Raw genomic sequence first — 25,717 nt, 5'->3', positions numbered from 1 at the left:
TAAAAAAACCTCCCAATCGGGAGGTTTTTTTAACAGTTAAAGATTACTTTGAACCTTTAATCCCTGCTTGAAGCAGCAATGCACCTAAACCGCCAATTTTATTTTCTTGCGGTTTAGCAGCCTGCGGCTTCTTATGGTTATTTTGCGGACGATCACCTTGAGGGCGCGCATTTTGAGGGCGTTTACCTTGAGGTTTACGTTCACCGCGCTGCTCATTGCTGTGCTCACGGCGCGGCTGACGCGGCGCTTTTGCAGACGCTTCAGAACCTTCAGGACGCATCGACAAGTTCACGCGGTTGCGCTCAGCATCCACAGTCAGTACACGCACTTGCACAATTTGACCCGGCTTCACCACTTTATGCGGATCAGAAACAAACTCATTGGCCAGTTCAGAAATATGCACTAAGCCATCCTGATGCACGCCTACATCCACAAATGCGCCGAAGTTGGTTACATTGGTAATCACGCCTTCCAGCTGCAAGCCTTCAGTCAGCTGTGACACTTGAGTAATATCCTCACGGAACTTCGCTGTGCGGAATTCTGGACGCGGGTCACGGCCCGGTTTTTCCAATTCAGACAAAACGTCTTGAATCGTCGGCAAACCAAATTGATCATCTGCAAATACAGCAGCATCCACTTGGCGGATAATTTCGCTGTTGCCGATAATATCTTTTACTGTGGTTGCTTTCGCTTCAACAATCTTATTCACTAAACCATAAGATTCAGGGTGAACTGCAGATGCATCCAATGGCTCTGAACCGTCCTGAATACGCAGGAAGCCCGCAGCCTGTTCAAACGTACGTTCGCCTAAGCGCGGTACATTTTTCAACGCTTGACGGTTGTCAAAGCGGCCGTTTTCTTTACGGAAATCGACAATCTGCTGCGCGATGGATTTATTCAAACCCGCAATGTAGCCCAGAATCGCAGCAGAAGCCGTGTTGACATCCACACCCACAGAGTTCACACAGTCTTCAACCACAGCTTCAAGGGTTTGCGTCAAGCCGGTTTGATTCACATCATGCTGATACTGGCCCACACCAATCGATTTCGGATCGATTTTCACCAATTCCGCCAATGGATCCTGCAAACGGCGCGCAATCGACACAGCGCCGCGGATTGAAACATCCAGATCAGGCAGTTCATTTGATGCCAATTCAGATGCTGAATACACCGATGCGCCTGCTTCAGAAACAGAAACGCGGGTCAATTTCAGGTCGGGATTGGTAGTCATCATTTCTGCAACAACAGCTTCCGTTTCACGGCTCGCGGTGCCATTGCCAATCGCAATTAAATCAATATTGAATTCACGGCATAGACGCGCAAGTTCTGCCATTGAGCCTGCTTTGTCTTCTTTCGGCGCAAACGGATAAATTGTGCTGTGCGCAACCACGTCGCCCGACTGGTTCACGACAGCCAGCTTCACGCCTGTACGAATGCCAGGGTCTACGCCCAATGTGCAGCGCGCGCCTGCAGGTGCAGACAGCAGCAAGTGGCGCAAGTTTTCAGCAAATACATTCATCGCTTCACTTTCTGCGGCCAAACGCTTTTCAGTCAATAATGAATGTTCGATTTGCGGGCGGACTTTGCCTAGCCAAAACAGTTTTGCAGTTTGCTTTAAATAGTCCTGACGGCTTTGCGGCTGCACTGCATCCAAGTCATATTCTGTTTCAATACGTGCCAATGGCGCAGTGTCTTCACCTTCAACCTTCAAGCCTAAAACATTCTCTTGACGGCCGCGCAGCATCGCCAGCAAACGGTGTGACGGCACTTTGTTCAGATTTTCTGAAAAATCAAAGTAGTCGCGGAACTTTTTGCCAACTTCTTTTTTCTCATCAGAAGCCACTGTGCTTTTCAGCGCAGCTGTTTTAGCAAATGTATCTTTCAGCTCTGCGGTTAAGGCAATATTCTGCGCCCAGTCATCAATCAAAATGTACTGAATGGCATCCAGCTGGCTTTCAGTATCCGGATAATCTTCATGGCTAAAACCTGCCAAAGCTTTTGCTGGATCGACCGCGTCTGCAAAGATTTTTTCAGCAATCGGGCCTAATCCAGCCTCTTTTGCCTTGAATGATTTGCTAGTGCGTTTTGGACGGTAAGGCGCGTAGATTTCTTCTAATGCATTCTTAGTTTCTGCGCCATTTACGCGCGCAAGTAAATCATCTGATAATTTATTCTGTTCTTTCAGTGATTCAATGACTTTTTCACGGCGTTCATATAAATCGCGCAGGTACGATAAGCGTGTGTCGAGCTGGCGTAACTGCGTATCGTCTAAGCCTTGCGTTACTTCTTTACGGTAACGCGCGATAAATGGAACGCTGGCACCTTCATCTATGAGCTTGATGGCAGCTTCAACTTGATTTGGACGTACGGCAATTTCTGTTGCCAACTGCTGAACTAAGTCAGTCATCGTATGTGATCCCACAAGGATAAGTACTAAATGGCATGATTATAAAGACCAAGCCCATAAAATCCACAATTGTTTTTATTAATTTATGCACGGTTTTTATTGCCAATTCACTGCAATTTCATATTTTTGGCTTAAATTTTTAACGAAACATGAATTTAGCAGAAAATATATAAGCAAATTATCCGCCAAACCCTGTATATATTTGGTATCTATGTCTTGATTTTAACTGCAATATTTGTTGCTTTAGAACATAGTCAACACATACAAATGAGTCGTATACTCAAGTTATGCCAACTTTTGTTACGAAGACAATAAAGAATAAGGAGCACATCATGAGTTTAGTGGTACCTGCCGAAAAGACTGATGCCGTACAAACTGAAACTGACCGCGTAGAACGCATTCTGGTGGTGGATGATGATGTGCGTTTACGCACCCTTTTACAGCGCTTTCTGGAAGATAAAGGCTTTGTCGTTAAAACTGCGCACGATGCCACTCAAATGGACCGTCTTTTGCAACGTGAGCTGTTCTCGCTGATCGTGCTTGATTTTATGCTGCCGGTCGAAGACGGTTTAAGCATTTGCCGCCGCTTGCGCCAATCCAATATTGATACGCCAATTATTATGCTGACCGCCCGCGGCAGTGACTCAGACCGCATTGCGGGACTGGAAGCCGGCGCTGATGATTATTTGCCTAAGCCTTTCAACCCGAATGAACTGTTAGCGCGCATCCGCGCAGTGCTGCGCCGCCAGGTCCGTGAAGTGCCGGGCGCGCCTAGCCAGCAGATGGAAGTGGTCAGCTTTGGCCCTTGGTCATTGGACTTGTCGACCCGCACTCTGACCCGCGAAGGCCAAGTGGTCACTTTAACTACTGGTGAATTTGCCGTATTGAAAGCCTTGGTACAGCATCCCCGCGAGCCATTAACCCGTGACAAGCTGATGAATTTAGCGCGCGGCCGTGAATGGGGCGCTATGGAACGCTCAATCGATGTTCAGGTGTCACGCCTGCGCCGCTTGGTCGAAGAAAACCCTGCCCGCGCACGCTACATTCAGACCGTTTGGGGCGTCGGTTATGTGTTTGTTCCAGATGGCGCTGAGTAATGACCATCTAAACGGATTTTGAGATGATTCACATCATCTCATGCCTGGACATGCCATTCGCTACTGTTTGAGCAAGGCGCAATTGAATTAATAAATACAATTGCGCGAGTTCAGCGAATGGCAAAAGTTTGGGTTACTTTTTAAAAAAGCAACATGACGAACTCTTTCCCATGAACGTTCAAGCAGTAAGATTCCATCACAAAGAATAAGAAACTGCATTTCAGAAAAATTTGGTTTTTAAAGGATTTCTGCGTGAAACTTGAACCGATCAACCCGCAAGAATTTACCGACTACGCCGCCTACCAAGAAAAGCACCGCACACCTTGGGAACGCTTCTTAGACAAAATCAAACCGCGCTCCGCGGCTATGCGCACCACGGTTCTTGTGCTTTTTATTGTGTTTTTCAGCTTGTTCATGTCGCTCTGGTTCTTTTGGCGCACACTGTATTTGCCTGAAATTCAGCAGCATTCTAAATATTTAGCGGTAGAACTGGAAATTATCAACAATCCGGATCTGCGCATTTTTCATAACAATGCCGAGGTCGATGTCGACACGTGGATGAAAAACAGGGTCGGCATTGAATATATTACCGATCCTAAAGAGTTCCCCAACGTCAAAGACAAAGTCATTGCCGAGTTCTTTACCAATCAAATTGAAAAGAAACTCGCCAAAGAAATGCGCATTGACAATGCAACGGTGTACTTTCAGTTTAAGCCCGACCCGCGCATTTGGATTCAAACGCCTGAAATGAATGGCAACTGGGTGCGGGAACCCTTAAAAACCTATGCCAATTACAGCCCTGAGCTGATTTTCGGCTGGTTGCTGGGTATTCCGCTGATTGCCGCCGTGATTATTTTAACACTGGTCCGTCAGCTGAACCGTCCTTTAGCCCGGCTCCAGCATGCCGCCAACAGCTACAGTAAAACCGGCACAGCGCCTTATTTAGAAACCAATCACGGGCCGCAGGAAATCCGCGAGGTCAACCAAGCATTTAATCATATGATTTACACGCTGGATCAAACTGAACGTGACCGGCGCATCATGCTGGCGGGCATCTCGCACGATTTGCGCACACCGCTCACCCGCATCCGCCTAAGCGCAGAAATGATGCCGGATGATGACTTCTTAAAAGAAGGCCTCATCTATGATGTTGAAGATATGGACGCTATTCTGAACCAGTTCATTTCATATATGCGCGACGGCTCGGATGAAGTGCCGCAAGATACCGATATCAATATGCTGCTGCAGGAACTGATCATTCAGTTCAAACCCTTGGATATCCGCTTTGAAGCGCAGGAGCTGCCCATCATTCAAGCGCGCAGCCTGTCCCTAAAGCGGCTGATTGGCAACCTGATCAATAATTCAAAACGCTATGGCGCAGAACCGATTGAACTGTCTGCGCATGCGGACGCTGATCAGCTGCTGATCAGCGTCGCCGACAACGGTGAAGGCATTCCCGACGATCAGATTGCAGACCTGATGCAGCCCTTTGTGCGCGGCGATGATGCCCGAACCGTGCAAGGCAGCGGCTTAGGCCTTGCCATTGTCAAACGCATTGTCGATATCCATGAAGGCCAGCTGTTAATTCATAACCGCCCGCAAGGCGGTTTAGAAGCGATCATTTCACTACCGCTAAAAAAACCGGAAGTTGCTGAAGTTTTAAACAGCAGCCCGTTGGAGAAAATCAAACAAACTTTCAGTGAACGCTTCTAGCAAGCGTTCAAATACTGAACAAACAGTTTTGTTTAATCCTTAATCACCCTTAGTTTTTGTTTTTTAAAACAATATCTTAAAAATCATAAAAAAATCTTATACCCGCATTTTTTCAAAAAATTAGACCTTAGCCTAACAGGTATGCAAAATAGCTTTTTGATCGGTACAATCCGTATCAGTTTTAAGATTTCCCAGAGAGTAAAACATGTCTTTAGATCGCATTCGTTTAGCATCACTTCACGATAAAGTTATCAGCGCTGAACAAGCTGCAACATTTATTAAAGATGGCATGACGGTAGGTATGAGCGGATTCACGCGCGCAGGTGAAGCGAAAGCTGTGCCGCTAGCGTTGGTGAAGCAAGCAAAAGTAAACCCGCTGAAAATCACATTGATTACCGGTGCGTCTTTAGGCAATGACCTCGACAAGCAATTAACTGAAGCTGGCGTTCTTGCGCGCCGCTTGCCTTTCCAAGTTGACAATACTTTACGTAAAGCCATCAACAAAGGCGAAGTGATGTTCATTGATCAGCATTTGTCTGAAACAGTTGAACAAATGCGCAACCTGCAATTGAAAAAGCCGGATGTTGCGATTATTGAAGCTGTGGCGATCACTGAAGATGGCGGCATTATCCCGACAACATCTGTAGGCAACTCTGCAAGTTTTGCAATTTTTGCCAAAGAAGTGATTGTAGAAATCAATACCAACTTAAGCCCTGCTTTTGAAGGCCTGCACGACATCTACATTCCGTCTTACCGCCCAACCCGTCAGCCAATTCCATTGACGCAAGTGGATGAGCGCATCGGCACACAGGCGATCAATATCGATCCTTCAAAAATTGTCGGTATTGTCATCAACAGCGAATACCATGACTCTCCATCTACAGTGACTGAACCTGATGATGAGACTCAAGGCATTGCAAACCACCTGATTTCATTCTTTGAAAAAGAAGTGGCTGAAGGCCGTCTGCCGAAAGACCTTGGCCCGCTTCAAGCCGGTATCGGCTCAATTGCCAATGCAGTATTGACTGGCTTAAAAGAATCTAATTTTGAAGACCTTGTGATGTATTCAGAAGTACTGCAAGACTGTACTTTCGAATTGATTGATGCAGGTAAAATGAAATTTGCTTCAGGTTCTTCAATTACACTTTCTGCGAAGTACGGCGAAAAAGTATTTAACAACCTTGAGCACTACAAAGACAAATTGGTTCTGCGTCCGCAAGAGATTTCGAACCACCCTGAAATCGTGCGCCGTCTTGGCATTATCGGCATCAACACTGCATTAGAGTTCGATATCTACGGCAACGTAAACTCAACTCATGTGTGCGGCACAAAAATGATGAACGGTATCGGCGGTTCAGGTGACTTCGCGCGTAATGCTCACTTGGCGATCTTCGTGACTAAATCAATTGCGAAAGGCGGCGACATCTCATCTGTTGTTCCATTTGCATCGCATATTGACCACGCAGAGCATGACGTTGACATTCTGGTTACTGAACAGGGCTTAGCTGACCTGCGCGGCCTGGCGCCACGTGAACGCGCTCGCGCTGTTATCGACAATTGCGCTCACCCAATGTACCGCGATGCATTGAATGACTACTTTGACCGCGCATGTGAAAAAGGCGGTCAAACTCCGCACCTTCTTCGTGAAGCACTGTCTTGGCATGTTAGCTTTGAAGAAACCGGCCATATGCTGACTGCTCAAAAAGAAGCAAAATCAGCATAAGCTTCCTTATAAAAAAGCGCCCTTCGGGGCGTTTTTTTATGGCTTAGATTCAGCTTTATTTTGATCTATCTGATATCCGCCTGAGCCTGCCTTTCAGCTACTTTATTCGTGGTTGAAATTGCCTGTACCACTGAATCTACTTTGCATACCATTGATGTTCATTCCACGAAAAACCGATTGAACGCGGCCAGATCAGATGCACAGCCGTCACTTCAAAAGCCTTGCGCGGCTAAACTGCAACATTACTCTTCAAATAAAATATCTGCGATACAGCCCAATCTGAGGATATCCAAAATATCAGATAGACTGTGCATTAAGCCTGGAAGTGTTTTCAGGCCTAAATCCTGTTTTCTGCTGCTGACTATGCCGGCATAGCGTGATTTTCACCTGCAATCCGCCAACGGCAAATCACTGCGCTGAGGTGCAGCAATTCCATAAAACTGAATGTTTGACCGATGTCTTTGAAGCCTTTTGAAATTTAAATTTTTTCAAGATTTGGCGCTTTAAATTTCCCATCCAATCCCCATCTATCCTAAAAGTAAGAAATAGAGACAGTACATGCGCGTAGATATTTGGTCTGATGTAGTTTGCCCATTTTGCTATATTGGAAAAAAACGCTTGGAATCCGCTGCGGAAGAGGCTGGCGTAGAATTGGAAATCCATTGGCATAGTTTTCAGCTCGACCCTGATGCGCCGGCGCGCCTAGAAATTTCAAATTCTGAGCGTTTAGCGCAAAAATACGGCCGCAGTATTGAAGACGTTGAAGAAATGCAGCGCAATATCGCGGAAATGGCCAAAGCTGAAGGGATTGAATTCAATTGGCAAATTGCCAACTCAGGCAATACGTTCAATGCGCACCGCATTATCCATTTGGCGCAAAGCAAAGGCTTAGGTTCTGAAGCGGAAGAAGCCTTTTTCTTCAGCTATATGACGCAAGGCCTGCCGATCGGCGAACGCGAAACCTTAGAAGATGTCGCGTCACGCATCGGCTTAAACCCAGTAGAAGTCGATGATTTGCTCGATTCAGACGAATATGCCGACTTCGTTAAATTTGATCAGGAAGTCGCGCGTGAGCAGCTGAAAGTCACGGGCGTACCCTTCTTCGTATTTGATCAGCGCGTCGCGCTCGCTGGAGCCCAGCCGAAAGAGGTCTTCCTGCAAGTGCTGGAAAAAGCGCAAGACACTCCTGCAGCTGAGCAAGCGCCTGCCTGCTCAGATGATTCTTGTGAATCACCTAAAAAATAAACCCTCCGGTTAAAATTAAAAAATCCCCTGCTAGGGGATTTTTTTTATGCAGCTATTCATCAATTGATTAGTCTACCAAGAAACTGATTTTTAAATTGACGCGATATTCCGCAATTTTATTGTCTTTAATAATGACTTTTTGCTCATTCACCCAAGCGCCTTGAACGTTTTTTACAGTTTCTGTCACCTTTGCAATACCCGTTTGAATTGCATCTTCAAAACTTTTTGTACTGCTGGAATTCACTTCGACTATTTTAGCTATTGCCATTGCCGTATATCCTCAATTTTTATTCTTGAACAGTCATAATAGATTAAAAAACAATCAAAAATAAAAGCATTCATACTTCAGCATCAAAACCTTACATAAAAATACAGTTAAGATTTTCTATAGAGCCAGCTTACAAATCATTTCCCCTTATTACATGCTCAAAACACAGCAAAAGAGAAAAGTCCGATATTGTAAAAGCTTAGTTTTATCAGCTCTCGAGGGAAAAAATGACCACAGATCATCTATCATCCGCTTTAGAAGATACAATTCAGCCTGACGCTGCAGACACCTCCGCTCAGCATGCGGCAAGGCCCAAAAAAGCATCTAAATTTTCACCTACGGTAAAAGGAGTCCTCATCGGTGCTGTCGCCGGCAGTGTTCTTCCTGTATTCGGCACGTTCAGCGGTGCGCTCATTGGCGGAATTGCTGGAAAAATTTATCAAAAAAAATGCATTAAAGCATTATAGTCCTTTCAATCAAATTTCCTAAAAAAGGTGGTCAGCCGTCAAGCAGGCCACCTAGAACAATTACTCTAAATACATGTTTTATAAAATAATAATTTAAATATTTTATCGATTGTTGCCGGATTAATCATTTTCTATTCTGTTCATTTTGATATCATTATTGATGAAATTTAAAGCATTAATTGCTTCTCCCATCCAGCCTTGCTGGACTTTCTTTTGGAAAGGATATGATCATGAACGCACTTAAATCTGTAATCGCTGTCGCTGTAATGGCTGTTTCTGCAACTGTATCTGCACAAATTGTATATGTGCCAGATTTTCCTGCTAAAAAGGCAGCACCAGCTCAAGTGGCCAAAGCTGCAACCCAAGCGCCTGCGTCTGAAGCAGCAGCGCAAGATCAGGTGAAATCAGAAAAAGCGGCTTAAATAAAAGCGTTTTTAGATCTTCAAAAAAGCAGGCCCGTCTTTGACGGGCCTGCTTTTTTTCGTCTATTTTTAAATTCTGCTTAACATCGGTGATTATCCCAAACCAAAAAATGATTGATGGTGCATGTCCATCATGCCGCCTTCAGCCCCCCATAAAGCCGCGGTGCGCAGATGCCGCTGGTAAAAATCGCTTATTTTTTCATTAAAATGCTCTTTTTTTGTCAATTTTGCAGACTATTCGTCAAAAGTTGACGTTTTTTCTCATGCATTTTTTATAAGAATCCATATAATCAATTCAACAGTATTATTTTTATTACATATATAGATCTGACTATGCAAAATCTTCAGGCGCTTATTCAGGGAAAAATTTCTCCTCAAGCCATCAATATTGATGAGTTGATTGAAATGGCAGAAAAATATCAGCAGCCGAATTCTGCAGAATACAAATTAATAGAATTGGCGGCAAATATTGTATTGGCTAAATATTTAGAAAAAGCTCAACAATTTCTCTAGGGGAATCCATTGAATGAATGCGTTAGAAAAAGCGCTTCTCATTAAAGAACTGCATCAATTAACAGGCCTGCTGCAGCGTCAGGCTTCATCTTTTTATGAAATTGCAAAAACAAAAAAACGCCTTAAAGAAATTTTCGAACTCTGCGATGAACCGATTTTTCAAAAGCAGATTCTTCCCTATAAAGCACTGGTACAGCCGGAAACTGCAGCGCGCGGTTTTGCTGACGCAACCCCATTTTCACAAAGCTTCCGCGGCTATTTTACAGATGAACTGGATCTGGAGGATGTGCTGTATTCAAGCCCTGAATCCGGCTGGGCCTATTTGCATGCACCGAATAAAAGCTGGCAAATCTGGCTTATTCCAGCCTCTGGGCGTACCGCGCTCATCAGTGACTGGGACAGTTTAGATCATACCTATGCATGGCTGCTCGAAATGCAGCAGCATTACGCTTGCCTGCTGACTGATGCAGAAATTGAAGCCGCAGGCAGCCTGCAAACCGCGCCAGCTGAAAGCGCCTTACAGCATCATCTCCACTTAAACGGCATTCACTCAGAAGAGCTTCCGCAAAATGCTGACCCTCTAGTTCAACCTATTGATATTGATATTGATATTGATATTGATATTGATATTGATATTGATATTGATATTGATATTGATATTGATATTGATATTGATATTGATATTGATGAGCGTACTTCAGCCTCCGAGCTGAAACATAACCTAAACACAAACTCCATGTTTGCCGAAGCCGAAGCCGAAGCCGAAGCCGAAGCCGAAGCCGAAGCCGAAGCCGAAGCCGAAGCCGAAGCCGAAGCCGAAGCCGAAGCCGAAGCCGAAGCCGAAGCCGAAGCCGAAGCCGAAGCCGAAGCTTCCGTACCGGCAGCGACCGCGTCAAGCCATAGTCCTGAATCCATGCAATTCAGCAATATGCAGGCGCTCTTGCATAAACTTCCTTTGCCAGACCTTCAGCACTCAGCGCTTTATGCAGTCCGGTTACCGGATGCCCCTGAGATTACCCAGCAAACCGATATTGTTCTGCACGGCGCGGGCTTCAGCACATGGCAAAACCATCCCGTCTATATTGCAGAGCAAATCAATGCTTCCGGCCAGTTTATTAAACATCTGATGCTGCTTGGCGCGTCCACTTCACTGCAGGCAGTAGAGCTGAGCCAGCTGCTATGCGCTCAGTACGGACATCAGCTTGCATCCGTGAAAGAAATCAGCTTGCACGCGTTAGGACAGGCTTGGCGGCAGCCAGACAGCCTGTTTAAATGCAGCAATGAACAGGCTAAAACCGTGTGGACAAATGAACATTACCATCCTTTTATTTCGTCACAGGCCATTCACACCCAGAAATTCATTCAGTTCGATGAACAGGAAGCTGATTTCACCACACCAATACTGCTGCTGGAAGAGCGGCAAAAAATCCGCGTGATTCACGGAGAAAAACGTTTAGCATTATCTAAAACAGAGCAGGCCTATCCTTATTTAATTCTGTACCGCAGGCATGGTTTAAATTGGCAAATGATTCAATCGGTTATTTCTGCGCTGCCGCAGCCGATTCATGCTGCCGCGCTGTATGCCGCTATCCAGCAGCATCTGCCGAGCTAAGCCCATCTGCACCTTGCCTAAATGGTATTATTATTGCAGCTTATCATTGCTTTTTAGTTAAATATCCAACAAAACTATCTCTAAGCAATAGATATATAAGAGCTTTAGAATATGACAAAAAACAATTTTTGCTTTGCCAAAAACATTTTTATTTCTGCCGCTCTTGGGGTCACATGCTGTACTGTTTCTGCCAATGAATCTCAGACTGTCAGTGAAACAAACTATACTGCTGCTGAACCGGCCGCACCGACTGCGCCAATAGATCCCGCAGATACAGATCATTCAGGGCTGTTATTTCAAATTCCGCGCATGATTGATGCTGTGCCCACCTTTCTGCCTGAACAGTCAGATTTAAGCAGCGTTCCGCCAACAGCAGAAACGGAAGACAGCACGTGGACCGACCGAAAACAAAAAAGCATCCGCAACTGGGCGGATAAAACCGCCAATAAAATTAACAACTGGTTTGGAGAACCCGATCCGAATCAGCCGGCCTCTGCAACGCTGCGGGTCATTATCGACAACAGCTGGAATAAACACGATGGCTATGAAGTCAAACCGCGTATCCGCGGCCGGATCAAACTGCCAACTTTAGAGCGCAAAGTCAGCCTGGTTTTCGGTGATGACTCGCTGGATAACGAATTGGAAAACAATCAGGCGATTACCAATGAAAATCCGCAAAGCACGACTGATAAAAGATTTGATAAAGAACGCGCGCGTGAAGACAACAGTTCTTTTGCGTTTCGCTGGTCTGACTTTTCCAAACGCCTGCCCTTTGACACCGATTTAGATTTAGGTATCCGCTCCGGCGATGATATTTATCTGCGTTTAAAAGCGAAAAAAGATTGGGACTTGGAAAATAATTTTAAATTTCATGCCGAACAGATCTACCGCTATGGCATCGACAGCGAAAATTATCTGCGTACCAATTTAGAGTTAGCCCAGTACAGTCCTAATCGGGCTATTTTAGCCAATCAGTTCAATCTAACCTATGCCGATGCGCAAGATGACGATTTAACCTGGAATAACTTTATATTCCGCCAGCATAAATTTTTCCATGAGCATACCTTCAGCTATGGCCTTTACAGCGGCGGTTTCTTAAACAACAAAGATCTGCGGCTAAACAGCTGGGGTCCGTATGTGTCATGGCGTCAGCCATTTTTAAGAGAGTGGTTCTATATTCAGGGGGATTTAAACTACCTGAATGACCACCGCGAAGACCGCAGTCATTTCATTGGCGCACTGGTGCGGCTGGAAGCCCTGTTTTAAATTCAACAGTCCATCAAAAAGCCTCCTGACGGAGGCTTTTTTATTTCACAGGACTTTTTTCATTACTTTCAGAATATGAAAGTGCCGGTTGAAAATTATTTCAGCAGCAGGCTGTTGATGCGTTTCAAGTAAGCGGCAGGGTCTTCCGGCAAACCGCCTTCTGCAATCAAAGCCTGATCAAAAATCACATTGGCCAAGTCATCAAACTGTTCAGAACCATCCAATTTTTTTACCAGCGGGTGCTCTGGGTTGATTTCCAAAATCGGCTTGCTTTCCGGCACAGGCTGGCCCGCCTGCTTCAGCATGCGGATCAGCTGCGGCGAAAGTTCCCCATCACTTGTGACCAAACACGCAGGAGAATCCACTAAGCGTGTGGTGACACGAACTTCTTTGGTTTTATTTTTCAACGAGTCCGACAGCTTTTCAACAACCGGCTTGAAATGCTCGGCAGCCTCTTCCAAGGCTTTTTTCTCTTGTGCATCCTGCAAATCGCCCAAATCAACTGCGCCTTTTGCTACATTCTGCATCGGCACGCCATCGAACTCATTGATGAATTCCATCGCCCATTCATCAACACGCTCCGACATCAGCAGCACTTCAATGCCTTTTTTCTTGAACAGTTCCAATTGGGGTGAGTTTTTAGCCGCGTTCAGGCTGTCTGCTGTCACATAATAAATGGCTTTCTGGCCTTCTTTCATGCGCGCTTTATAGTCCGCCAGTGACGTCACAACAGCATCATTGGCAGAGCTGGCAAAGCGCAGCAGCTTTAGAATACGCTCACGGTTGCCAAAATCTTCACCCAAGCCTTCTTTGAGCACCGAACCGAATTCAGCATAGAATGTTTTGAATTTTTCCTGATCCTGCACATCTTCAGATTTGGCTAAACCGTCCAGCACATTCAGAATACGGCGCGCATTGCCTTCCCGAATAGTTTTGACGTCACGGCTTTCCTGCAGCAATTCACGGCTGACATTCAGCGGTAAATCCGCACTGTCCACAACTCCTTGTACAAACCGCAGGTAATTCGGAATCAGATTGTCAGCATCATCCATAATAAATACGCGTTTTACATACAGCTTAATGCCGGCTTTGGCTTCGCGGGTAAAAATATTGCTTGGCGCTTTGCTTGGAATATACAGCAGCTGGGTGTATTCCGTGCTGCCTTCTACGCGGTTATGCGCCCACGCCAATGGCGCTTCAAAATCATGTGTGGAGTTTTTATAAAATTCGATGTACTGCTCATCACTGACTTCGCTTTTATTGCGCGTCCACAACGCGCTGGCCGAGTTAATCGCTTCCCATTCATCAGTTGTGACATAATGGCCGGGCTGCTTTTCTTCACCCTCAGCCGCCTCTTCTTCTTGCCAAACTTCTTTCTGCATTTCAATCGGCAGGCTGATGTGGTCAGAATATTTATTGATAATCTGCTTAACTTTATACGCGTCTAAATAATCCAATGCATCATCACGCAGGTGCAGGATAATATCCGTTCCACGTGAAGCCTTGCTGATCTGCTCCACTTCAAATTCACCAGTACCGCCGCTGATCCAGCGTACGCCTTCCGCTTCATCTAAACCTGCGCGGCGTGATTCAACGGTAATTTTATCGGCAACAATAAAGCCGGAATAAAACCCGACGCCGAACTGGCCAATCAGCTGTGCATCGGACTTTTGGTCACCGGTCAGCTTGGATACAAAGTCTTTAGTCCCTGATTTCGCAATAGTCCCTAAATTATCAATGGCTTCCTGCTGGCTAAGGCCAATTCCGTTATCCGAAATAGTTAAAGTGTTATGCGTTTTATCTAAAATTACACGTACATGCAGATTGGGATCATTTTCATAAAATTCAGGGTGATTAATGCCCTCAAAGCGCAATTTGTCGCAAGCATCCGATGCATTTGAAATCAGCTCACGCAGGAAAATTTCTGGATTGGAATACAGCGAATGGGTTACTAAATGCAGCAGCTGCGCCACTTCTGCCTGAAAGCTGTGTTTTTTCGCGTGTTGTTCGCTCATCAGTTGCTCCTTGAAAATTTATAGAACAGTCTTTGTTATTTACTGCTATATGAATGGAGCAACTTCTGAAATTTTCAATCCTAATCCGAATTAAATTTAACCATTAAAATGGCCCCTGCTGATAAACCCGATTCATATACAAATCGAGCTTTTGCTGGCGCATTTTGTAAACATCCGTCAAACAGCTCGCATTATCCTGACATTGATCACGCATTTTCAGCCACTTCACCTGCTGATCCTGAATCGCACCGCGCGTCCCCATGGGCACCAGACGTTTAATAATATTGTACGTGGTGGCCATTTTTACATCGGCATCATTTAAATCCCGATGATCGCAGACCGCATGTTCAGTCACCGTTTTAGCTTTATGGCAGTCAAAACTGGCCGCATTGGCCGATACGCCTGTACAGCCCAAACAAATTAAAATGAGGCAATGCTGGATTTTCATTAGAGCCGTCCGTTATCTCGTCAACATGTTTATAAAAATTATTCAGCTTTTCAATATGCGCTGCATTTACCATAGGCGCTATTGCCTAGGCGCTCAAGCAGCAAATCTTTAAATATATTCGTTTTTTGTATATTGCGGTATAAAAAAAGCCCCATCAACTGATGGGGCTCTGCGCTGATTTAATTATTTTTATTAGAACTTGTAGCTATAGCCGATTGTGTAAACAAGCGGGTCAATGTCCAAATCGAATTTTGCTACACGGGTACCGTCTGCAGCTTTAATATCAACTTCTGGACTGATTTGCGCATAGCGCGCATCAAAGAAAACACCCCAGTTTTTTGCATCAGCCGGCTGGTAGTTAAAACCGACCTGACCTGCAAAACCAAAATCTTCCTTAACGCTGACATCTGTGCCGGCCAACGGACCGCGTTCACTTTCATCCCAAGCGATAAATGCGGTACCGCCGACACCAATGTATGGCGTAAAACCAGTTGAGTTCTTAAAGTTATATTTAACTGTCAATGTTGGCGGCAAATGCTTAATTTTTACAGCATCAACACCAGCCGCCGTTACAGTGTGATTAATAGGTGCAGCCAGCAATAACTCAGTTGAAATATTGTCATTAAAGAAGTATTCGACAGATGGCGTAAACGCCAATTCATTTTTTGCTTCTACTTCGAGACCGCCTAGATCCGATACCGCTGTTGATTCAGTTGGAGCAACTGCTGAAGCGCCGACTTTCACCTGCCATTGACCCGCCATTGCAGAAGCAGAAAGACCCAACAATGAAATAAGAGCAACTTGCTTTAACATATTCAAACAACCTCTGGGAAAATTAATACAACAAATTTAAACATTAATTAATCATATCCTCTATTATAAAATTTAAGCAATAGCATTATTCAATAACAATTGATAATATTTTACAATATGCTGTTTATATTAATAATTTATTTTAAACATAGCTTTATGCTTGGTTTTAATATATTTAATTTTTATTATAAAAACCCCGTTATAAACCAACCTCAACCATCGGAATTAAATAAAAATACTTATTTTAATCAGAATTAAATATTAAAAAAAGGCGATTTTAAAATCGCCTTTTTAAATTCATTTAACCCGTTAAAGCACCATAGCTGCAATCCAGCCAAAGATCATTAATGGAATATTAAAATGGATAAATGTTGGAATCACACTGTCTTTCATATGGTCATGCTGACCGTCCATATTCAAGCCTGAAGTGGGTCCCAAAGTCGAATCAGAGGCGGGCGAACCGGCATCGCCTAATGCCGCTGCCGTGCCAATAATTGCAATTGTGGCAGCAGGGCTGAAACCGAACTGAAGGCACAGCGGGACATAAATAATCGCCAGAATAGGCACAGTAGAAAAAGAGGAACCAATGCCCAAAGTAATCAGCAAGCCAATCAGCAGCATCAAAAAGGCAGCCAACGCTTTGCTGTTGCCAATCCATTCCACCGATGCTTCAACCAGTGCAGGCACCTGATTGGTCGCTTCAATCACTGAAGCAAAGCCCTGCGCGGAAATCATGATAAAACCGACCAGCGCCATCATGCGCATGCCGGTAATAATCACATCATCGGCTTCTTTCCATTTGAAAATGCCTGCGCAGCTTAAAATCGCTACACCGACCAGACCTGCCAGAATCATTGAATCTGAATAAAGCTGCACACACAATGTCATAACCACAGCGGCTGCGGCCATGAAAAGCGTGAAGTTCGCAATCTCAGGTTTAGCCTGCCCATGACTGTCCATGTCCCCTGAAATAGTATGCTTCGGCGCTTCAAGCTGCACATCCCGGTATTCACGCGGCTTACGGTAACTGAAAAATACAGCAACCAGCAGGCCGACAAACATGCCGAAAACAGGAATCGCCATGGCAGCGGGAATTTGCTCGTAGCTGATTTGAAAACCGTAGGGCTTGCCGAAAGTATTAATATTCTGACCCAGAATATCATTCAGAAAGATCGCGCCAAAGCCCACAGGCAGCAGCATATAGGTACCGACCAAACCAAAAGTCAGCAGGCAGGTAATAAGCCGGCGGTCCAGCTTTAAGTGATTGAATACATTCAATAACGGCGGAATCAAAACCGGAATAAATGCAATATGTACAGGAATGACGTTTTGTGAAAAAACCGCGGCTAGCGACACTGTAAAAAAAATCAGATATTTAACACGGTTCTGCGCTTTTTGATTACTGCTGCCTTTAAGCACGGTAATCAACTTATAGGCCAATAAATCCGGCAATCCGGAACGCGCCAGCGCCAAAGCAAAAGCGCCTAGAATACCGTAGGCTAAAGCGATTTTTGCACCGCCGCCCAAACCGTTATTAAATGCGTCTAATGTGCCTTGAAGCCCTAAACCAGCCAATAAGCCGCCAGTCATTGCCCCTATTACCAAGGCAAAGACCACAGGAACACGAACCAAAGACAAGCCAAACATGACTGCAATGGCAGCAATAATTGCAAACATAGGGAAATAGGTAACTTTGGAAAAAATGCATTTTATCAGAGTTTCCGAATAAATTTACCCCAGTTGTCCGCTGCCTTGCGGTCATGACTTCCTTATTCTTAGATTAACCCTGACGCCGAATAAAATCCGTGATGTGCTCGGCTATTTTCTCCGGTGCGCTCAGTACCGCCCAATGATTGGCATCCAAATCCACGCGGGAAAAATCCTCAGCCCATTTCGGTACCTCATCTATTAGCGCTGGACTGACAAAATTATCCTGCTTTAACACAATTGCCTGAACTGCACAGACTGCAAAACGTTCCCGCGGTTTCAGTAAACGCGGGATAAAATTGGCGCGGTACAGCCCAACACCATATTTGCCATCTTTTACAATATTGGCATTCAGCGGCAGCTGTGGCTGTCCTTCCAATTTGGAGACTACAGCGCCCCAGCGTTCAGGACTGAAAAAATTCCAAGCCGCGGGCGCCAAAAAAGGCAGCTGAAAAGCGGCAATGTACCAGGACTTGCTCAGCTGTTTAAAAAATTTAGGTTTCTCATGCTGAAACTGCTGACGCATCCAATACGCGGCATGGTCAAGGCATGGCCCGGATATCGTGGTATAGGATAAAATCCGGCCGCGGAACTTCGGTTCAGTGACCGACTCCCAAGACTGTATAGAACCCCAATCATGTGCAGCCAGATGAAAAGGACGATCCCCCAATACAGCACGGACAACGCTGTCTAAATCCTGCGACAGCTGCTCTAGGCGGAAATCTTTAATGCGCTTTGGAATACTGGATTCACCCGCGCCGCGCACATCGTAAGTCACAATATAATATTCAGAAATCAGCTGCTCAATAACCGGTTTCCAGACGTCTTGATTATCCGGATAGCCATGCACCAGAACCAAAGCCGGATTCTGCGCATTCCCCCATGCTTTCGCGAAGAGCCGCTGCTGATCTGAGGTACTTACCCACTGAGTACGTGCATCCATGTTAGGGTCCTTTGTGATTGGCGTTTTATAATCATGTGCCGGCAATCTGATCAATGCCAGCGTTTATATTCTGTTCTAGTATGGTGATCTGACAATTAAAAGAAATTGACCGCTATGGGCCTAATGCAAAAAATAATGACAATTCCAATTGTCTCGAAATTCTTACTCAATCATTATGCCCCCTACAAAGGCGCAGGGATTGAAATCGATCAAATAGATCTGCCCAATTATCATATTCGGGTAAAAATGCCGCTGACGCACAAAAACCGCAATATTGTAGGCGTGCATTTTGGCGGCAGCTTATATTCTATGGTCGATCCTTTCTACATGCTGCTGCTCATGCATCATTTAGGCTCTAAGTATATTGTTTGGGATAAATCCTCCAATATCCAGTTTCTTTCGCCGGGCCGCGGCACTGTTTATGCAGATATCCGCTTAGACTTTCAGGAAGTGGAACATATCAAGGCCTTGGCTGATAATTACGCGCCTGTCATCCGCAATTATTCTCTCAATATTTTTGATGAAGCGGGGCTGCGTATTGCAGAAGTTCAAAAGACCCTGTATATCCGGCGGAAACAGTCTAAGCCGCGCAAATAAAAAAGCGCTTGAATCATCAAGCGCTTTTTTCAATATGTGAATTTCTGCTTTTATTTTAGCGCTGCTGCTCAATTGCGGCACCAGCGCCGCCGCCAATTGCACCGCCGATTGCTGCGCCAGCATTGCCGCCGAAGACGCTTTTACCGACCGCTGAGCCAATCGCGCCGCCAACACCGCTGTAAGTCGCATTACGGTTTGAACCATTCTGTGTCTTACTGCCGACTGCTGCGCCAGCGCCGCCACCGACAGCTGCCCCTGCAGTACCGCCAATATGGCTGCCTGCGCCGCCGCCAATCGCGCCGCCTAAGGCAGCCGCGCCAATCCGCTGTTCATTTGGAGACATGCTTTCACAGCCCGCTAAAAGCACAGTAGACATGGCGGTCATGGCCATCACACTGAGTAATTTTTTCATATCCTTCCCCTTACAGCTTTATTTGATTACAGCATAGATCTATATTATGGGATCAATTTCAACTGAATGTTAAGTCTCAGGCATAATTTGAAGTAATTTGTAAAACAGCAGCCGAACTCAGAAATCATCTCGTGTGTTAAAAAATTATTCTTCCGCCTCGCTCAATACCGTTACATCTTTACTCACAGCGCCATTTTCTGTCAGCACCGCATGTGAAACTTTGACATTGCGGTCCGGAATGCGCTTCTGATCCAGCTGCAATGTCCGCTTAACAGGTTCTTGCCCTTTTTTAAACTCCATGCCTTCTGCATCAACCTTCTTGGTCTGAGCGATCACTTGACCGTCCTGCTTCAGCGTCTTATTCAATTCAATTTTAGAGGTCGGTACAATCACGCTGCCTTTTTTAACAACAGGAATAGACAGCTGCTTGTCTGAAAATTGATCTTGGCTGTCCTGCAGTTCAATTTCACGCGCTACAATATCTTTGCCTTGATTGGTCATCTCTAAAACCGTCGCCGTTACCTGGCGCACTGGCTCCTGCCCCGCTGCCCGGCGGATAACTTCGGTTTTCAATACCGGCACAACCGCCTTATCCTCAACCACTATGGTGTTCGGCATAGGCGCCGCGAAAGCCAAGCTTGGCAATGCAATAACTAAATATACAGCTGATACGATACACGAACGTGAAAACATAGAATTGCCCCTTAGAATTATTAATTTTCATGTTATTTTTGCAATAACATCATTTTACTATAAGCAGATTTTCATGTTCAGCCAAGCGCTAATTCCATAACTTCTGCTCAAATGCTTCGCGCATCGCTGGGATAAAAACTTCACCATGCGTTAATTGCGGATAAATAATCAATTTGGTCTGAACCTTCTGCTGACTGAGCATCAAAGCAGCTTTTCGCAGTTGATCAATCCCGTTAGATGAGGCGTTCGGGCTTCGCAATGCCTGCCCCTGTTGCTCTGAATCACCTTCAATCAGCCAAAGTTTTTTGTGTTCAGCATTGCTGATTTTTGCATGCATGAGTTGATTAAACATCCGGTGATCAGCCCAGCCTAAAGACGGGCTCGCTGCAAAATAATGCGTAAAATAATTGCTGTTCAGCATGCTATCCAGCACAAACAAGCCGCCATATGAATGCCCCCAAAGGCCGATCCGCTGAGGATCAAGCTTGGTTTGACTGTGCACCCAAGCAGCCACCGGCCCGGTCAGCAAATCACGGAAGGCTTGACTGCCGCCGCTCATTCTATCGGGTGAGCGCGGATCCGGCTCAATCTTGCCATCTCCATTGCCCGGCGTGTAATCTACAGACCGCGCCTCTGATAAAAATGGCAGTTGAGTGTCATAACCGACAGCCACCAAAACCGGCGCATCATAAGCCGCTAATTCTTTCAGCATCGGCTCTTTCAGCCGATCCATCACAGCATTGCCATCCAGCATATAAATTACAGCTTGGGCTTTTTTTGCATGGCCTTTTGGTACAGCCAGCCAGACTTTATAGCTGCGCAAATGGTCTGCTGACTGGAACTGCTTTATTTTAAAATCATAATACGCCGATTTTTGATCGGCGATATTTTCCCCCAAAGGCTTCAGATTAGGCTTAGCGCTCGCACTATGCATGCATGCGCCTAAAATCAAAAAGCAAATTCCCCTGCAAATTTTCAGCATAATTTTTTCACAAATCAAACATTCACAATATAATAAATGATTCTTATTCTCTTTTTGTATTTTTGTATTTTTGACAAAAAAAAAAAGCGCCCGAAGGCGCTTTTCAATTCAGTCTTTATGGACTAATTAAAGGCCATTAAACTCATCGCTGAATGCCTGGCTTAAAGCCTGATCAACATCAGAGAAATCATTGTGAAGCTCAAGTTCAGCAGCTTCTGATTCTTGACGGCGGCGCTCTAAGTGATATGCCAAACCCGTACCTGCAGGAATCAAGCGGCCTACAACCACGTTCTCTTTCAGACCGCGCAAGTCATCTTCTTTACCTGTTACAGCCGCTTCAGTCAACACACGAGTGGTTTCCTGGAACGATGCAGCAGAAATGAACGAGTCAGTAGAAAGCGATGCTTTGGTGATACCCATCAATTGACGTTCAAATTTCGCAGGGAACTTGTTTTGCGCCAGAACAGCTTGGTTCTCGCCCATTACACGAATGTAATCCACTTGTTCGCCTTTGATGAAGCTTGTATCGCCGCCATCAGTGATGTCAACTTTACGCAGCATTTGACGTACGATCACTTCAATGTGCTTATCGTTGATTTTTACACCTTGCAGACGGTAAACGTCCTGAACTTCGTTCACGATGTAGTTCGTCAACGCCACTTCACCCTTCAGACGCAAGATGTCATGCGGGTTTTGCGGGCCATCAGAAATGGTTTCACCACGGTTCACATGTTCGCCTTCGAACACGTTAATGGTACGCCATTTCGGAATCAGCTCTTCATAAATTTCAGAGCCGTCATCCGGAGTGATCACTAAGCGGTTTTTGCCTTTAGTTTCTTTACCGAAGCTTACAACACCTGAAATTTCAGCAAGAATTGCGTGCTCTTTCGGTTTACGCGCTTCGAACAAGTCAGCTACACGCGGCAGACCACCGGTAATATCACGGGTACGTGAAGATTCTTGCGGTACACGGCCGATAACATCACCGACACCAATTGTTTCGCCATTACGGACAGAAAGAATCGTGTTTTGCGGCAAGAAGTAGAACTGTTCGCCGCCATCAACTGTGTCCAATACCACTGCAGGACGCAAATCTTTACCTGACGCAGGACGTGAAGTCACTGGCAGGATTTCAATTGTGGTCATACCAGTTGCATCATCAGTTTTCGATGTCACAGTCACGCCATCAGCGATTTGGCTGAAACGCACTTTACCGGCAACTTCTGTAACCAATGGATGTGTATGCGGATCCCAAGTTGCTACAATACCGCCAGCTGCGACTTCTTCACCATCTTTCAGGATGATTGAAGCACCGTATGGGATTTTGTAGCGTTCGCGTTCACGGCCTAAGTCATCCGCAATACCGATTTCACCCGAACGTGAAGTTGATACCAAGTGGCCTTTCGCATGCTGTACAGTTTTCACATTGTGGAAACGCACAGTACCTTTGTTACGCACTTGAATGCTGTTTGCAGCAGATGTTCGGCTTGCAGCACCGCCCACGTGGAACGTACGCATGGTTAACTGTGTACCCGGCTCACCAATAGATTGAGCAGCCATTACACCAACAGACTCACCAGGGTTCACCTGATGACCGCGTGCAAGGTCACGGCCGTAACATTTCGCACAAACACCAAAGGTAGACGCACAGTTAACCACTGAACGTACTTTAATTTCATCAATACCTGCATTTTCAATAAACGCAGCTAATTTTTCATCAATTAAAGTATTGCGTTCAAGCAGAACTTCTTCAGTGCCGACTTTCTTCACATCTTCAGCAACAACACGGCCAAGAACTCGTGCACCCAAGTTCTCGATGACATCACCGCCTTGAATGAATGGAGTCATAACCAGACCGTCCATCGTGCCGCAATCCGGTTCTGTAATAACCAAATCCTGCGCAACGTCGACCAAACGGCGAGTCAAGTAACCTGAGTTCGCTGTTTTCAGTGCTGTATCGGCCAAACCTTTACGCGCACCGTGTGTCGAGATGAAGTACTGAAGTACTGTCAAACCTTCACGGAAGTTCGCTTTAATCGGTGTTTCGATAATCGAGCCATCCGGTTTCGCCATCAGACCACGCATACCTGCAAGCTGACGGATCTGAGCTGCCGAACCACGGGCACCTGAGTCAGACATCATGTAGATTGAGTTGAATGATTTTTGCTTCTCGTCTTCACCCTGTTTGTTTTTAACAGTCGTGAATGACAAGTTGTCCATCATTGCTTTCGCTACTTGGTCGTTGGTACGCGCCCAAATATCGACAACTTTGTTATAACGTTCGCCGGCAGTTACGAAACCTTGCTCAAACTGCTGTTCGATTTCACGAACTTCAGTTTCCGCTTTATCGATAATCGCCTGCTTAGTTGGCGGAATCAGCATGTCTTCCATACCCACAGATACACCTGAACGCGTCGCTTGACGGAAGCCCAAATACATCAATTGGTCAGCAAAGATCACTGTATCTTTCAGACCCAATTTACGGTAGCAAGAGTTAATGATTTTAGAGATGTTCTTTTTAGTCATCTCAAGGTTGATTTGCTGGAAATCCATGCCTTCAGGAACAACTTCCCAAAGCAAGCAGCGGCCAGGCGTTGTATCAACAACAATGGTTTGATGCTCACGCTCACCATTTTCATTGATGACAGTTTGATGCACACGCGCTTTAACACGGGCATGCAAGTCAACTTGACCTGTTGCCAATGCACGGTTTACTTCATCAGTATCCGCAAACACCATGCCTTCGCCTTTGGCATTGATCGCATCACGCGTGATGTAATACAAGCCCAAGACAACGTCCTGAGAAGGTACGATAATCGGCTCACCGTTCGCAGGTGATAAGATGTTGTTGGTAGACATCATCAACGCACGAGCTTCTAATTGAGCTTCAAGTGTTAATGGGACATGTACCGCCATTTGGTCACCGTCGAAGTCGGCGTTAAATGCCGCACATACGAGTGGGTGAAGACGGATCGCTTTACCTTCAATCAAGGTCGGTTCAAATGCTTGAAGACCCAAACGGTGAAGTGTCGGCGCACGGTTCAGCATGATTGGATGCTGACGGATCACATGAGCAAGAACGTCCCAAACTTCTGGAGTTTCGCGCTCAACCATTTTCTTCGCAGCTTTAATGGTTGTTGCCTGGCCAGACGCTTGCAGTTTCGCAAAAATAAATGGTTTGAATAATTCAAGCGCCATTTTCTTTGGAAGACCGCATTGGTGCAAACGTAGTGACGGACCAACAGTAATTACTGAACGGCCTGAATAGTCAACACGTTTACCCAGCAAGTTTTGACGGAAACGGCCTTGCTTACCTTTGATCATATCAGCTAAAGATTTAAGCGGACGCTTGTTCGAACCGGTAATCGCACGGCCGCGGCGGCCGTTATCCAATAACGCATCCACAGATTCCTGCAGCATACGTTTTTCGTTACGTACGATGATGTCAGGCGCAGACAAGTCAAGAAGACGTTTTAAACGGTTATTACGGTTGATCACGCGGCGGTAAAGATCGTTCAAGTCAGACGTCGCGAAACGGCCGCCTTCAAGCGGAACCAACGGGCGAAGGTCTGGCGGAAGAACTGGAAGTACAGTCAGCACCATCCATTCCGGCTTATTGTTCGACTCTTTGAACGCTTCCATCAACTTCAGGCGTTTCGACGCTTTTTTCAGCTTCGTTTCTGAAGTTGTGTTTGGAATTTCTTCACGCAGGCGAGAAATTTCAGCTTCAAGATCAATATCTTTCAATAGGTCCTGAACAGCTTCCGCACCCATTTTCGCTGTGAATTCATCACCGTGCTCTTCTAATGCATTGAAGTATTCTTCATCATTCAGAAGCTGGTATTTCTCAAACGGAGTCATACCCGGGTCAGTAACAACATAAGATTCGAAATACAATACGCGTTCGATATCACGCAATGTCATATCTAATAAAAGGCCGATACGGCTCGGCAATGATTTCAAGAACCAAATGTGCGCAACCGGAGAAGCCAGTTCAATGTGACCCATGCGTTCGCGGCGAACTTTTGCAGTCGTTACTTCAACGCCACATTTTTCACAAATGACGCCTTTGTACTTCATGCGCTTGTATTTACCGCACAAGCATTCGTAATCTTTTACTGGACCAAAGATTTTGGCGCAGAATAAACCGTCGCGTTCTGGCTTGAACGTACGGTAGTTAATTGTCTCTGGCTTTTTAACTTCACCGTGAGACCATGACTTAATCATTTCTGGTGACGCAAGACCAATACGGATGCGGTCAAACTCAACTGGAGCATGACCGTCTGAATCCGTCTTTTTGCGCATGATATCGAGCAAGTCTTTCAATTTTTTTCTCCGTGTGTTGTGGAGATTTTCACTTCACAACTGGGTCAC

The 25,717-nt window shown here is 45.5% G+C and carries 20 protein-coding genes and 1 pseudogene; 10 read left to right on the top strand and 11 right to left on the bottom strand.

The genetic code is table 11. The features are described 5' to 3' along the window. Positions 1–43 precede the first annotated feature (43 nt). Entirely contained in the window at positions 44–2,407 is a 2,364-nt protein-coding gene (locus AZH43_RS11000) for a Tex family protein (RefSeq protein WP_067669598.1), read from the bottom strand. A gap of 332 nt (positions 2,408–2,739) precedes the next feature. On the opposite strand from AZH43_RS11000, the gene ompR reads away from it, so the two are divergent. From ompR to AZH43_RS10980, 4 genes are all read left to right on the top strand, one after another. After that, positions 2,740–3,504 (top strand): osmolarity response regulator transcription factor OmpR, encoded by a 765-nt coding sequence (gene ompR, locus AZH43_RS10995; RefSeq protein ID WP_067669597.1) that lies wholly within the window; start codon positions 2,740–2,742, stop codon positions 3,502–3,504. 252 nt (positions 3,505–3,756) lie between these two features. Continuing rightward, complete coding sequence (locus tag AZH43_RS10990) at positions 3,757–5,217, top strand: ATP-binding protein (RefSeq protein ID WP_067669596.1); 1,461 nt, start codon at positions 3,757–3,759, stop codon at positions 5,215–5,217. Between the two features lie 205 nt (positions 5,218–5,422). Continuing rightward, positions 5,423–6,940, top strand: a complete 1,518-nt coding sequence (locus tag AZH43_RS10985; protein WP_067669595.1) for an acetyl-CoA hydrolase/transferase family protein — start codon at positions 5,423–5,425, stop codon at positions 6,938–6,940. Positions 6,941–7,498: 558 nt separating this feature from the next. After that, positions 7,499–8,185: a DsbA family oxidoreductase gene (locus AZH43_RS10980; RefSeq protein ID WP_067669594.1), complete on the top strand. Its 687-nt coding sequence runs from the start codon at positions 7,499–7,501 to the stop codon at positions 8,183–8,185. A gap of 67 nt (positions 8,186–8,252) precedes the next feature. On the opposite strand, the gene AZH43_RS10975 is transcribed toward AZH43_RS10980, so the two are convergent. Further along, positions 8,253–8,453 (bottom strand): dodecin family protein, encoded by a 201-nt coding sequence (locus AZH43_RS10975; RefSeq protein ID WP_067669593.1) that lies wholly within the window; start codon positions 8,451–8,453, stop codon positions 8,253–8,255. A gap of 227 nt (positions 8,454–8,680) precedes the next feature. Between AZH43_RS10975 and AZH43_RS10970 the strand changes: the two genes are divergently transcribed. From AZH43_RS10970 to AZH43_RS10950, 5 genes and pseudogenes are all read left to right on the top strand, one after another. Continuing rightward, a complete protein-coding gene (locus tag AZH43_RS10970; RefSeq protein ID WP_067669591.1) occupies positions 8,681–8,920 on the top strand; it encodes a hypothetical protein in 240 nt (79 codons plus the stop codon). Positions 8,921–9,150: 230 nt separating this feature from the next. After that, complete coding sequence (locus AZH43_RS10965; protein WP_067669589.1) at positions 9,151–9,342, top strand: hypothetical protein; 192 nt, start codon at positions 9,151–9,153, stop codon at positions 9,340–9,342. Positions 9,343–9,675: 333 nt separating this feature from the next. Continuing rightward, complete coding sequence (locus AZH43_RS10960; protein ID WP_067669583.1) at positions 9,676–9,855, top strand: hypothetical protein; 180 nt, start codon at positions 9,676–9,678, stop codon at positions 9,853–9,855. 13 nt (positions 9,856–9,868) lie between these two features. Next, complete coding sequence (locus AZH43_RS10955) at positions 9,869–11,467, top strand: hypothetical protein (protein ID WP_067669582.1); 1,599 nt, start codon at positions 9,869–9,871, stop codon at positions 11,465–11,467. A gap of 288 nt (positions 11,468–11,755) precedes the next feature. Further along, positions 11,756–12,733 (top strand): annotated as a pseudogene (locus AZH43_RS10950) (hypothetical protein); the annotation flags it as partial. A gap of 95 nt (positions 12,734–12,828) precedes the next feature. On the opposite strand, the gene htpG reads toward AZH43_RS10950, so the two are convergent. From htpG to AZH43_RS10925, 5 genes are all read right to left on the bottom strand, one after another. Then, entirely contained in the window at positions 12,829–14,748 is a 1,920-nt protein-coding gene (gene htpG / locus AZH43_RS10945) for a molecular chaperone HtpG (RefSeq protein ID WP_067669580.1), read from the bottom strand. A gap of 103 nt (positions 14,749–14,851) precedes the next feature. After that, positions 14,852–15,196, bottom strand: a complete 345-nt coding sequence (locus tag AZH43_RS10940; protein ID WP_067669579.1) for a lysozyme inhibitor LprI family protein — start codon at positions 15,194–15,196, stop codon at positions 14,852–14,854. 192 nt (positions 15,197–15,388) lie between these two features. After that, positions 15,389–16,009, bottom strand: coding sequence for an OmpW/AlkL family protein (locus AZH43_RS10935; protein WP_067669578.1), 621 nt, complete (start codon positions 16,007–16,009; stop codon positions 15,389–15,391). Between the two features lie 309 nt (positions 16,010–16,318). Then, complete coding sequence (locus AZH43_RS10930) at positions 16,319–17,686, bottom strand: Na+/H+ antiporter family protein (protein WP_067669577.1); 1,368 nt, start codon at positions 17,684–17,686, stop codon at positions 16,319–16,321. A 103-nt stretch (positions 17,687–17,789) separates the two neighbouring features. Continuing rightward, positions 17,790–18,659, bottom strand: coding sequence for an alpha/beta fold hydrolase (locus tag AZH43_RS10925; RefSeq protein WP_067669575.1), 870 nt, complete (start codon positions 18,657–18,659; stop codon positions 17,790–17,792). A gap of 114 nt (positions 18,660–18,773) precedes the next feature. Between AZH43_RS10925 and AZH43_RS10920 the strand changes: the two genes are divergently transcribed. Next, the gene (locus AZH43_RS10920) at positions 18,774–19,256 is read left to right on the top strand and encodes a DUF4442 domain-containing protein (RefSeq protein WP_067669571.1); all 483 of its coding nucleotides are present in this window, start codon (positions 18,774–18,776) and stop codon (positions 19,254–19,256) included. Positions 19,257–19,311: 55 nt separating this feature from the next. Here AZH43_RS10920 and AZH43_RS10915 read toward each other — a convergent pair whose 3' ends face one another. The 4 genes from AZH43_RS10915 to rpoC all read right to left on the bottom strand — a co-directional run bounded on the left by AZH43_RS10915 (position 19,312) and on the right by rpoC (position 25,669). Beyond that, positions 19,312–19,668 carry a DNA transfer protein p32 gene (locus AZH43_RS10915; protein WP_067669569.1) on the bottom strand — a complete coding sequence of 119 codons (357 nt, stop codon included), beginning with the start codon at positions 19,666–19,668 and terminating at the stop codon, positions 19,312–19,314. Between the two features lie 144 nt (positions 19,669–19,812). Beyond that, complete coding sequence (locus AZH43_RS10910) at positions 19,813–20,361, bottom strand: hypothetical protein (protein ID WP_067669567.1); 549 nt, start codon at positions 20,359–20,361, stop codon at positions 19,813–19,815. Positions 20,362–20,449: 88 nt separating this feature from the next. Beyond that, on the bottom strand, positions 20,450–21,295 hold the full coding sequence (locus AZH43_RS10905) for an alpha/beta hydrolase (RefSeq protein ID WP_106386934.1): 846 nt from the start codon (positions 21,293–21,295) through the stop codon (positions 20,450–20,452). A gap of 174 nt (positions 21,296–21,469) precedes the next feature. Beyond that, positions 21,470–25,669, bottom strand: coding sequence for a DNA-directed RNA polymerase subunit beta' (gene rpoC / locus AZH43_RS10900; RefSeq protein ID WP_067669563.1), 4,200 nt, complete (start codon positions 25,667–25,669; stop codon positions 21,470–21,472). Positions 25,670–25,717: the final 48 nt, after the last annotated feature.

It is taken from the genome of Acinetobacter pragensis (assembly GCF_001605895.1).
GTDB classification, from domain to species: Bacteria; Pseudomonadota; Gammaproteobacteria; order Pseudomonadales; family Moraxellaceae; genus Acinetobacter; species Acinetobacter pragensis.
Note: the sequence above shows the minus strand (reverse complement) of the source record. Positions and strands in the feature narration are given on the sequence as shown.